This is a genomic window from Yersinia alsatica (assembly GCF_025133195.1).
GTDB classification, from domain to species: Bacteria; Pseudomonadota; Gammaproteobacteria; order Enterobacterales; family Enterobacteriaceae; genus Yersinia; species Yersinia alsatica.
Genome location: NZ_CP104006.1, coordinates 2,589,788 through 2,601,013, shown reverse-complemented (window position 1 = coordinate 2,601,013; position 11,226 = coordinate 2,589,788). Strand labels below are relative to the sequence as shown.

The following is an 11,226-nucleotide window of genomic DNA, read 5'->3' as shown; positions in this document are numbered from 1 at the left end:
CAGGTATCCGATAGTTGTTTAAGGAAACTAACTGGCGCTATCCGTATAGAATAGATAGCACCTGTTTTTACTCATCCGCATTGCGGTTTTTTATTCAGCGAGGCTGACTAACTATTATGCGTACTGTACTGAATATTTTGAACTTTGTTTTAGGTGGTTTCTTCACAACATTAGGCTGGCTACTCGCAACCGTGGTCAGTGTTATCCTGATTTTCACCTTACCACTAACTCGCTCTTGCTGGGAGATTACTAAGTTATCATTTCTGCCTTATGGTAATGAGGCGATCCATGTCAATGAATTATACCCAGAAAAAAGTAATCCTCTGTTATCCGCAGGCGGTTCTTTACTGAATATAGTCTGGTTTGTTTTGTTTGGCTGGTGGTTGTGTTTATCGCATATTGCGACCGGCATTGTGCAATGTATAACCATAATTGGTATTCCGGTTGGGATCGCCAATTTTAAAATTGCCGCTATCGCATTATGGCCAGTGGGCCGACGTGTCGTTTCTGTCGAAATGGCACAACAAGCAAGAATAGCCAACGCCCAACGCCAGTATCAGCAACGCTGACTTTTCTGTTTTTAGAGGTTTTTTGTGCTCACTTTCGTCACTGGTTTACGTCGTTACGTCTACAACAGCAACCTGCTTTACCATGTCCGTATTTTTATCGCATTAGCAGGAGTAACGGCGGTTCCATGGTGGATTGATCAACCCAAGCTGACAATCCCCTTAACTCTCGGTGTCGTTGCCGCAGCACTTACTGATCTTGATGACCGCCTGGCTGGGCGGTTACGTAACTTATTTATTACGCTGATTTGTTTTTTTATCGCATCAGCCTCTATTGAACTGTTATTTCCTTATCCATGGTTTTTTGCCCTTGGGCTGACCTTATCAACTTGCGGCTTTATTCTGCTCGGAGCCTTAGGCCAGCGTTATGCCACCATCGCTTTTGGCGCATTACTTATCGCCATCTACACCATGCTGGGCACCTCGATGTACCATATTTGGTACCAGCAACCACTGTTACTGATAATCGGTGCCGTTTGGTACAACGTTCTGACCCTGTGTGGCCACCTGATTTTCCCTATTCGCCCCTTGCAGGATAATCTGGCCCGTTGTTATCAGCAGCTTTCTCACTATTTGGAAGCAAAAGCCAATCTATTTGACCCAGATATTGAATCTGATGTTGACCAGCCGCTTATTGATGTGGCGATGGCTAACGGCATATTACTGACGACATTGAATCAGGCCAGAATTTCACTGGTTTCACGGCTGAAAGGTGACCGCGGGCAGCGCGAGACTCGACGAACGCTTCATTATTATTTCGTGGCACAAGATATCCATGAACGCGCCAGTTCATCACATGTTCAGTATCAGTTGCTTCGAGAGAAATTCCGCTACAGTGATGTTTTGTTCCGCTTTCAGCGCCTACTTAGCATGCAAGCCAGAGCCTGTATGCAACTCTCGCAATCCATTTTAATGCGGCAAAAGTATCAACATGACCCACGTTTCGAGCGCGCATTTACCTATTTAGATGCCGCACTCGCCAGAGAAATGGCTCAAAATGAGAATGTGCCACAAGTGAAAGCGCTGTCACTTTTGCTTAAAAACTTACGTGCCATTGATGCACAACTGGCTGGTATTGAATCTGAACAGGTATTAGCCGAAGGCTCACAGCCTGAAAACCGTCTATCTGATGATCGCCTCACCGGATGGAGCGACATTAAGCTGCGTATCAGCCGCCATCTGACACCGCAATCTGCACTATTTCGCCATGCTATCCGCATGTCAGTGGTACTTTGCGTGGGTTATGCTTTCATTCAGCTTACTGGTATGCGCCACGGCTATTGGATTCTATTAACCAGCCTTTTTGTCTGCCAACCCAACTACAACGCGACGCGCAGCCGCCTTACACGGCGTATTATCGGTACCCTCGCAGGGATACTTATCGGGCTACCTATCCTGTATTTTGTCCCTTCCATTGAAGGGCAACTGATCTTAATCGTCATTAGCGGCGTGCTGTTTTTTGCTTTCCGCAATGTTCAGTATGCTCATGCAACAATGTTCATTACCCTGTTGGTTTTATTATGTTTTAACCTATTAGGTGAAGGATTTGAGGTTGCCATTCCGCGAGTATTTGACACCTTGCTCGGCTGTGCCATTGCCTGGGTTGCGGTGAGTTTTATCTGGCCTGACTGGAAATTCCGTCATCTTCCCGCCGTGGTGAATAAAACACTGAATGCCAACTGCCGTTACCTTGATGCTATTTTAGTGCAATATCATCAAGGTAAGGATAATAGCCTGTCCTACCGCGTTGCACGCCGCGACGCGCATAATTGCGATGCTGAACTGGCGTCAGTGATTTCAAATATGTCAGCTGAGCCCAACAGCAATAAAGAAACTCAGGAAGCGGCATTCCGTTTACTCTGCCTAAACCACACGATGTTGAGTTATATCTCTGCGCTGGGCGCTCATCGTGAAAAACTGAGTAATACCGCCACCCTGAGTTTACTCAATGACGCGATTTGTTATATCGAGGGCTCACTTGAGCAAGAACAACCCGACAGTAGCCAAATGGCACGAGTGCTAACCGGCTTATCTACCAGGCTGCAGGACTGTAATCCTGAGCCGGAAAGTATAGACCAGTTGGTTTTACAACAAATTGGCTTATTGCTTGAATTGTTACCTGAACTTAGCGAGCTGAATAAACGCATCAGTCAAGCGAGCTAATTAATGCTCGGGCCACGTTCTATTAGTGGCCCACTGCTATACAGTTTCATATTGTGCAATTTTGGGCGAACGAATGTGTATTTCAAACCATTCAATAAGCTCACTTCGCATCATTAGAGGCAATGCTGCATAGTGGTGACCACTGATCGCGCCAGCAAGGGATAACAAAATATTCACTCCGAGCGACCGTCTTAATGCTCGCAATTTAAGATAGCAGCACTTGGCACCCTCGATGCGCAACTCTGCTGCACTCTTGATGCCCACTTTCCATAATAATCGCTCTAGACTGGCACTAAGATTTGGTAAATCTTTTAAGCGAACCGCGGGGCCTTTCTTACTTAAAACCTCAGCTTTAGCCCCTTGATAAGCCAACTTAGCAAAATGGCGCAGTGCGAGGTCATCACTCCATAGTAGAGTGTCCACCCAATAGTAGCGCAGCAAAACCGGAAGCCCGCGTTTAGCATAAATAAGGTTGGTCATTTCTCTGGTGCGGAATAAATTTTCAACCTGATCATTACCCCGTAGATACAACTCTCCCTCAGAAACCACAGCAAACATAATGCCGTTAGCCAACAGTCCATAACCGCCAAATTGTGAGCGAACTGTGATTTGACCCAAAAAATCAAAATGAGACTGAGCCCGTACTATCATCCTTTCTGATACGTTTTTCATGACTACTCCTTTAGCAAAAATCCGATCAAACGTCCCTATTCAGTTGTAATAAGTGTAAGAGGAACAACTAATTAGAAAATACGCAATATAGATAACTGAGCCAAACAAAAAATGTGTTTGACGCCCATCTGCATCACAATAATGCGAAGCGTCTTGTAAAAATTTAGTTGATCTTCGAACAAACAGTGACTACTGTATATACATACAGCACACTACAGGCGAGGTTCATAATGCGTACCCAATCACTAAAACCTTATCATGCTAATTATCATTCTCTGAATACCCGTGATACACAGGAAAGAGTTGATGCCCCAACAGATAGCGGTCTTATCAGTGAACTTATGTACAGTGAAAACCAGCCTGCTGTAACACAGTTATTGCTTCCACTTTTACAGCAACTTGGCAAACAATCTCGCTGGTTGTTATGGTTAACACCACAGCAGAAATTAAGCCGTTCATGGATACAGCAATCAGGTTTACCAATCAGTAAAATTGTGCAGGTAAGGCAGATCAATCCATTATCAACAGTTGATGCTATGGAAAAAGCCCTGTTGACCGGGAATTATAGTGTTGTTCTTGGTTGGCTACCTGAATTGTCAGAAAACGATCGTAGCCGATTACGCTTAGCAGCAAAGTTAGGGAATACTTACGGGTTTGTTATGCATCCTGTGGATGACACAAAATCGCCTCAAGGACAGTGCGCAACGTTAAAAATTCATTCTTCTTTGTATCATTAAGTAAATTTAGGATTTATCCCATGAATTTTTACAATATCTAGCGCTTAGTCCTGTGTAACCAGCATAAAGCGAGTCAGAATGCGGCTTGCAGCAGAAAATAACGTATAAGAAAAGCTGCATTTTCCCGCTAAATCGTTAAAGATCATGCACAATTTCGGTTTTTTTTCAGGCGGTTTATCACATCACACTTGTAACTTTCTCGCCACGTTGTAGACTTTACATCGCCAAGGTTGCTCTAAAACGCCAAATTATACTGGCAGCGTGATTAACGGGAGCGCGAATACCTTGACGAAGAATTTTAACCAAGGGCTTGGCTTTTAAAGCTCATTGCCTATTTGGATGATAACGAGGCGTAAAATGAAAAAGACAGCTATCGCATTAGCAGTGGCACTGGCAGGTTTCGCTACAGTAGCGCAAGCCGCACCGAAAGATAACACCTGGTACACCGGTGGTAAACTGGGTTGGTCCCAGTATCAAGATACTGGCACTGGCGGTATCTATGGCGACGTTGGCAACGACGGTCCTACCCATAAAAACCAACTGGGCGCTGGTGCATTCTTGGGTTACCAAGCAAACCAATACCTGGGCTTTGAAATGGGATACGACTGGCTTGGCCGTATGCCTTACAAAGGCGACGTGAATAACGGCGACTTTAAAGCACAGGGCGTTCAACTGGCTGCTAAACTGAGCTACCCAATTGCTCAGGACCTGGATCTGTATACCCGTCTGGGTGGTATGGTATGGCGTGCAGATTCTAGCGCTTACAATGCTCCAACTGATACTCGTGCTAGCAACCATGACACCGGTGTTTCTCCACTGGTAGCTCTGGGTGCTGAATACGCATGGACCAAAAACTGGGCAACCCGTATGGAATACCAATGGGTTAGCAACATCGGTGATAAAGCTACCGTTGGTGCTCGTCCAGACAACGGCATGCTGAGCGTAGGTGTTTCTTACCGTTTCGGTCAAGATGATGTAGTAGCTCCAGTAGCTCCTGCTCCAGCTCCAGCTCCAGTTGTTGACACTAAGCGTTTCACTCTGAAATCTGACGTGCTGTTCGCTTTCAACAAGTCAACTTTGAAACCAGAAGGCCAGCAAGCTCTGGACCAACTGTATTCACAGCTGAGCTCTATCGATCCTAAAGACGGTTCTGTAGTTGTTCTGGGCTTCGCTGACCGTATCGGTCAACCAGCTCCTAACTTAGCTCTGTCTCAGCGTCGTGCTGACAGCGTGCGTGACTACCTGGTTTCTAAAGGTATCCCTGCTGACAAAATCACCGCTCGCGGTGAAGGTCAAGCAAACCCAGTTACAGGTAATACCTGTGACAACGTGAAACCACGTGCTGCTCTGATTGAGTGCTTGGCACCAGATCGTCGCGTAGAGATCGAAGTTAAAGGCTACAAAGAAGTTGTAACTCAGCCACAGGCTTAAGTTTACTCCTTTAATAAAAAACCCCGCTTTGCGGGGTTTTTTTTATCATCTGTTTCTTATTAGATATTCTTTAGTATCTATATCAGCAAAATACACGGCATATCTTATTGGCTTAATAGCCGTATTTTAGTGCTCTGAATATTGATTCATACCTAAACAGCTTAAATCTCTTTCCTCAGAATATCCTGCAAGTCCTGCTTTAAGGACGACATCTGACTCTCATATTTCTCTTTGCGCTCAGCATCTTCAATTAATTGAACAACGGTCTCTGACAAAGTTATCCCTCGGCGTCTGGCAAGAGCTGCCAAACGTTGCCAAACCAGAAATTCCAAATCGATTGATTTCTTGCGGGTATGTTGATGTTCTGCATTGAAATGCCGCTTACGTCTGGCACGAATAGTCTGCTTCATCCGGTTAGCCAGTTGCCTATTCATGTGAGTATCAATCCACTCCAGCACTTTCACCGGCTCACTTTCCAGTTTCATCAGTTGCTCTACTGCTTCCTGCGCGGCGCTGTTTTCAATATGACGAGTAATAGCCTCACCTTCACGGTGTTTTTTTACCAAATACGCCCATTTCCAACCGCTTTCCAGATTTTCCAGTTGCTGATATTTCATCGTGAGCTCTTTAGTGACCGTGTAACTTAACTCAAGCATAACAGCTTTACACAGAATTTCACCCTACTAAAAGCACATGATTAGTTTGTTTTTTGTACGGAACACTGCCGATTTCTTACTCCTTGCCACCAACTACCACTCTACGTATATGCAGTCTGCTTTATTCTTGTATAATCGCACTTTCCCTTTTTGACGATTGCATCTATCACTTTGACCAATAACAGACTTGAATGGCAGTCACTGCTGCCGAACACAACGCCATATGAAGCGTTATTTGCTACTGCCTCCCAGTTGGAGCCTGTTTCTTTCGCCGCGATTCAGCCCCGGTTAGAAAATGGCATGACGTTATTCTGTCATCCACAATCTCAGCCGCGTTTTATGCTGATCAAAGCACAGGAAAGTACTGAGTATTTGGCATTGATCGCTCAAGCTGTTAAGGAGCTGCAACCTGAGGCCTCTGCCCTGTCTGGCGGAGATTATCTGGTGCACGGTCACCAAGTCACTTGGCAACCAGCGCAACGCGGTGACGAGCCCTTTGCGGCGCTCTCACGCTGTCTCTATCAAGAGTGGGTAGAGCCCGAACAGCTGTTTGGCTGTGTCAGATGGCATAAAGATCAAATAAGTTTACAGCCCGGCTTGGTTCATCAAGCCAATGGCGGCATCTTGATCTTGTCGGTGCGCGCATTACAGGCGCAGCCTTTGATGTGGTTACGACTGAAGCAGATGATTGTTCAGCAGCGCTTCGACTGGCTATCACCGGATGAAACTCGTCCTTTGCCAGTACATATCCCGTCAATGCCATTGGATTTACGTCTGATTCTGGTTGGCGATCGTCTGGGATTGGGTGATTTCCATGATATGGAACCCGAGCTGGGCGAATTGGCTATTTATGGTGAGTTCGAAGTAGAGCTGCCGCTGGTCGATATTGATGGCATGACCTTGTGGTGCGGCTATATCAATACACTGTTGCAGCAAAAACAGCTCCCTGCGCTGTCTGCCGATGCCTGGCCGGTACTGTTCCGCCAAGCAGTGCGTTATAGCGGCGACCAAGGCAGTCTGCCACTGTGCCCACAATGGCTGACCCGCGTGCTTGCGGAAGCTGCGCTTTATGCCGAAGAAGACACCATCACAGCTAACGCGCTGGAAGTGGCGCTCAATGCCCGAGATTGGCGCAATAGCTACCTGGCTGAACGGATGCAGGATGAGATAGAACTGGGGCAAATTCTGGTTGAGACCGAAGGGCAAGTTGTCGGTCAGATTAATGGTCTGTCAGTCTTGGAATATCCCGGCCACCCTTATGCCTTTGGTGAACCCGCTCGTATCAGTTGCGTCGTCCACTTAGGTGATGGCGAATTTGTTGACGTTGAACGTAAAGCAGAGCTGGGCGGTAATATTCATGCTAAAGGCATGATGATTATGCAAGCTTTCTTGATTTCAGAATTGGAGCTTGATCAGCCGCTGCCTTTCTCCGCCTCCATTGTTTTTGAGCAATCCTATGGTGAGGTTGATGGCGACAGCGCATCACTGGCAGAACTTTGTGCATTGATCAGTGCCCTGTCACAGCAGCCAATCAATCAGCAAATTGCCGTGACAGGTTCAGTTGACCAATTTGGTAATGTTCAGCCTATTGGTGGCGTCAATGAAAAGATCGAAGGCTTCTTCGAAGCTTGCCAACGTCGTGGGTTGACGGGCCATCAAGGGGTGATTTTACCCGCCACCAATGTCCGCCATTTGTGCTTGAATCAAGCAGTCATTGAAGCGGTGCAAAATGGTCAATTCCATTTATGGGCGGTGGATAGTGCTGCTGAAGCATTGCCATTATTAACCGGTGTGGTTTATGCCGATGAGCAGCAACCAAGCTTGTTAGGTATAATTCAAGAACGAATCTCACAAGTAAATCCGCAGGACAGGCATCGTTGGCCATGGCCACTACGCTGGCTGAACTGGTTCAACCAGGGCTGATCGGACTTGCTCAGCGTACAGCTGTACGCTATTCTGCGCACTTCATTAAAATAAGGCTTACTGAGAACATGGTAGATAAACGCGAATCCTATACAAAAGAAGACCTTGAAGCATCTGGCCGTGGCGAACTGTTTGGCGCGGGTGGGCCACCATTGCCAGCAGGCAATATGTTAATGATGGACCGTGTCGTCAAAATGACGGAAGACGGCGGCCTCTATAACAAGGGTTATGTGGAAGCGGAACTGGATATTAATCCGGATCTATGGTTCTTCGGTTGCCACTTCATTGGTGACCCAGTAATGCCTGGCTGTCTGGGCCTTGATGCCATGTGGCAGTTGGTTGGTTTCTATCTTGGCTGGTTAGGTGGCGAAGGCAAAGGCCGCGCGCTGGGTGTCGGTGAAGTTAAATTCACTGGCCAAGTACTGCCTGACGCCAAGAAAGTGACATACCGTATTAATTTTAAACGCGTTATCATGCGTAAATTGATCATGGGTGTTGCGGATGGCGAAGTGTTAGTGGATGGCAAAGTGATTTATACCGCCACCGACCTGAAAGTTGGCCTGTTTAAAGACACTGCTGCTTTCTAATATCTTTATCCGTGACCTGATGCAGGGGCCGTTAAATCCCCTGCATTGTTATCAGTATGCCAATGGCATTTTTTTTAACTTTAGTGACTACAATAAATGTAGCCACCAATTAATATCAGCCAGTAATCAGCTATATTCACAGGAACACACGAGGAGCAGTATGCAAAGAACTCGCCTGCAAGATATGCCCTGCCCGGTAGCTCGCTCCCTTGAGCGAGTGGGTGAGTGGTGGAGCATACTGATCCTGCGTGATGCTTTTCAGGGGTTAACGAGATTCGATGAATTTCAGCAAAGTTTGCAGCTTTCCCCCACTATCCTGACCCGACGTTTAAAGTATCTGGTAGAAAGCGGCATCCTTGAAAAGCGGCTTTATCACTCCCGTCCTGCTCGCTATGAGTATCTATTGACCGAGCGTGGCACTGATTTCTTTCCGGTTATTGCCGCCCTATTTCAATGGGGTAATCAACATTTTGCACCCGATGGCCCCGCAGTGATACTCACCGATCGCCGTACTGGCACACCGCTGGAACCCATCTTACTGGACAATGCCACTCGACAGCCTATCCGTGCACAAGATGTCACCCTCACGGCAGGCTCTGTCAGGAGCGATATAATTAATAAACGGCTGGCACTGATGCATGACAAACAATCAGTCGATGCCAGACACCCACAACATTCAATTGAGTCTAGAAAGGAAAAATGATGAATACGCGCCGTGTCGTAATTACCGGGATGGGGGTGGTTTCCCCATTAGGCTGTGGTATCGAAACTGTCTGGCAACGTCTGTTGGCGGGACAATCGGGTATCCGTGTTCTGCCAGAGGAGATTGTCGGCGATCTAGCGGCAAAAATTGGTGGGCAAGTTCCAACTCTTGCAGCAGACCCTGAGGCAGGCTTTGATCCGGACAAAGCCGTTGCGCCTAAAGATCAAAAGAAAATGGACCGCTTTATTGAATTTGCGATGGCCGCAGCAGATGAGGCTATTGCCCATGCGGGCTGGCAAGCCGATGATTTAGATAAACAAGAGCGAACCGCCACGGTTATCGGTTCCGGCATTGGCGGCTTCCCGTCCATTGCACATGCGGTGCGCACCACAGATAGCCGTGGACCAAAGCGCCTGTCTCCTTTCACCGTCCCTTCATTCTTGGTAAATCTGGCCGCGGGCCACGTCTCTATCAAGCATCATTTTAAAGGGCCAATTGGTGCCCCGGTCACTGCCTGTGCGGCTGGTGTTCAAGCTATCGGTGATGCGGTACGCATGATCCGCAACGATGAAGCAGATATTGCCCTATGTGGGGGAGCTGAAGCGGCAATTGATAAAGTCAGCCTGGCCGGTTTTGCGGCAGCTCGCGCATTATCGACCGGTTCTAATGATGCGCCAGAGAAAGCCTCTCGCCCATTCGATAGCGCCCGTGATGGTTTTGTGATGGGTGAAGGTGCTGGCTTGCTGATTGTCGAAGAGTTAGAGCATGCTCTGGCCCGTGGCGCGCAACCATTGGCTGAAATTGTCGGTTATGGCACCAGCGCCGATGCTTATCATATGACCTCAGGCGCGGAAGATGGCGACGGTGCATATCGTGCAATGAAAATTGCATTACGTCAGGCGGGAATTAAACCCGAGCAAGTTCAGCATCTGAATGCACATGCAACCTCAACACCGGTGGGTGATCTGGGTGAGATCAATGCAATTAAGCACTTGTTTGGCGAGGGTAATACGTTAGCCATTACATCAACAAAATCAGCAACAGGCCATTTACTCGGCGCTGCTGGCGGACTGGAAACCATTTTCACTGTGCTGGCATTACGGGATCAAATTGTCCCCGCAACATTGAACTTGGAAAATCTGGATCCTGCGGCCAGCGGGCTTAATGTGATTGCTAGCAAAGCTCAGGCTCATGAAATGACATATGCCCTGTCAAATGGCTTTGGTTTCGGTGGAGTCAACGCGAGTATCTTACTGAAACGCTGGTAGGCGGGGCCGCAGCTAGGCGGTAAACGATTAAATCCCGATGAGTTGACGCCTGTCAATGATTCGGGTTTATGAGAGCAGCCAACAATGCTGCGGCAGTCAGTACGAAGAGATAACTCAAAGTAATTGGTGTTGCAGCTAGGCGGTAAACGATTAAATCCCGATGAGTTGACTTCTGTCAATGATTCGGGTTTATGAGAGCAACCAACAACGCTGCGGCGGCAAGTACGAAGAGTTTTTCAAAAACCTCCGCGATATGCGCATAAAGCGGAGGTGTTCCTTTAGTCTGACAGAGAGCCGCTTAGGCGGTCACAGCCCTGTCCTCCATGGCTTGTCGCCAACCTCCTAACCAATGTGATCTGGCGTCTAAAGCTTGGTAAGGGCAAATTTCCCTTGAACGCCCTGAAATACCTGCTTGGTACCCACGTGACAACGCCCTTTCCAGGCGATCTCTTTTCTGTCTCTTCATGCCTCGTTTCCCTCATCTTTCGGTCTGGTGGAAAGAAAACAGTGACTACTTTAT

The 11,226-nt window shown here is 47.4% G+C and carries 11 protein-coding genes; 8 read left to right on the top strand and 3 right to left on the bottom strand.

What is annotated here, in order from left to right; translation table 11 throughout:
- The first annotated feature begins 116 nt into the window (after positions 1–116).
- Positions 117–569 (top strand): YccF domain-containing protein, encoded by a 453-nt coding sequence (locus N0H69_RS11435; RefSeq protein ID WP_050106342.1) that lies wholly within the window; start codon positions 117–119, stop codon positions 567–569.
- Between the two features lie 24 nt (positions 570–593).
- Positions 594–2,729 carry a YccS family putative transporter gene (yccS, locus tag N0H69_RS11430; RefSeq protein WP_050106341.1) on the top strand — a complete coding sequence of 712 codons (2,136 nt, stop codon included), beginning with the start codon at positions 594–596 and terminating at the stop codon, positions 2,727–2,729.
- A gap of 36 nt (positions 2,730–2,765) precedes the next feature.
- Here the strand turns inward: yccS and N0H69_RS11425 are convergent, their stop codons facing one another.
- Positions 2,766–3,401 (bottom strand): TfoX/Sxy family DNA transformation protein, encoded by a 636-nt coding sequence (locus tag N0H69_RS11425; protein WP_050151067.1) that lies wholly within the window; start codon positions 3,399–3,401, stop codon positions 2,766–2,768.
- Between the two features lie 230 nt (positions 3,402–3,631).
- On the opposite strand from N0H69_RS11425, the gene sulA reads away from it, so the two are divergent.
- Both sulA and ompA read left to right on the top strand, forming a co-directional pair.
- Positions 3,632–4,138 carry an SOS-induced cell division inhibitor SulA gene (gene sulA, locus N0H69_RS11420; protein WP_050121021.1) on the top strand — a complete coding sequence of 169 codons (507 nt, stop codon included), beginning with the start codon at positions 3,632–3,634 and terminating at the stop codon, positions 4,136–4,138.
- A 357-nt stretch (positions 4,139–4,495) separates the two neighbouring features.
- Positions 4,496–5,569, top strand: coding sequence for a porin OmpA (gene ompA / locus N0H69_RS11415; protein WP_050106338.1), 1,074 nt, complete (start codon positions 4,496–4,498; stop codon positions 5,567–5,569).
- A gap of 161 nt (positions 5,570–5,730) precedes the next feature.
- Here ompA and matP read toward each other — a convergent pair whose 3' ends face one another.
- Positions 5,731–6,186 (bottom strand): macrodomain Ter protein MatP, encoded by a 456-nt coding sequence (matP, locus tag N0H69_RS11410; protein WP_050136584.1) that lies wholly within the window; start codon positions 6,184–6,186, stop codon positions 5,731–5,733.
- Between the two features lie 210 nt (positions 6,187–6,396).
- Here matP and N0H69_RS11405 point away from each other — a divergent pair, with 210 nt between their 5' ends.
- From N0H69_RS11405 to fabF, 4 genes are all read left to right on the top strand, one after another.
- Entirely contained in the window at positions 6,397–8,148 is a 1,752-nt protein-coding gene (locus N0H69_RS11405; RefSeq protein ID WP_050151066.1) for an AAA family ATPase, read from the top strand.
- 68 nt (positions 8,149–8,216) lie between these two features.
- The gene (gene fabA, locus N0H69_RS11400) at positions 8,217–8,735 is read left to right on the top strand and encodes a bifunctional 3-hydroxydecanoyl-ACP dehydratase/trans-2-decenoyl-ACP isomerase (protein WP_050106366.1); all 519 of its coding nucleotides are present in this window, start codon (positions 8,217–8,219) and stop codon (positions 8,733–8,735) included.
- A 160-nt stretch (positions 8,736–8,895) separates the two neighbouring features.
- Positions 8,896–9,438: a winged helix-turn-helix transcriptional regulator gene (locus N0H69_RS11395; protein ID WP_050106335.1), complete on the top strand. Its 543-nt coding sequence runs from the start codon at positions 8,896–8,898 to the stop codon at positions 9,436–9,438.
- Entirely contained in the window at positions 9,438–10,706 is a 1,269-nt protein-coding gene (gene fabF, locus N0H69_RS11390) for a beta-ketoacyl-ACP synthase II (protein WP_050151065.1), read from the top strand. Before N0H69_RS11395 ends, fabF begins: the two co-directional genes overlap by 1 nt.
- Positions 10,707–11,004: 298 nt before the next feature.
- On the opposite strand, the gene rmf is transcribed toward fabF, so the two are convergent.
- Positions 11,005–11,172, bottom strand: a complete 168-nt coding sequence (gene rmf, locus N0H69_RS11385) for a ribosome modulation factor (protein WP_005170911.1) — start codon at positions 11,170–11,172, stop codon at positions 11,005–11,007.
- Between the last annotated feature and the right edge of the window lie 54 nt (positions 11,173–11,226).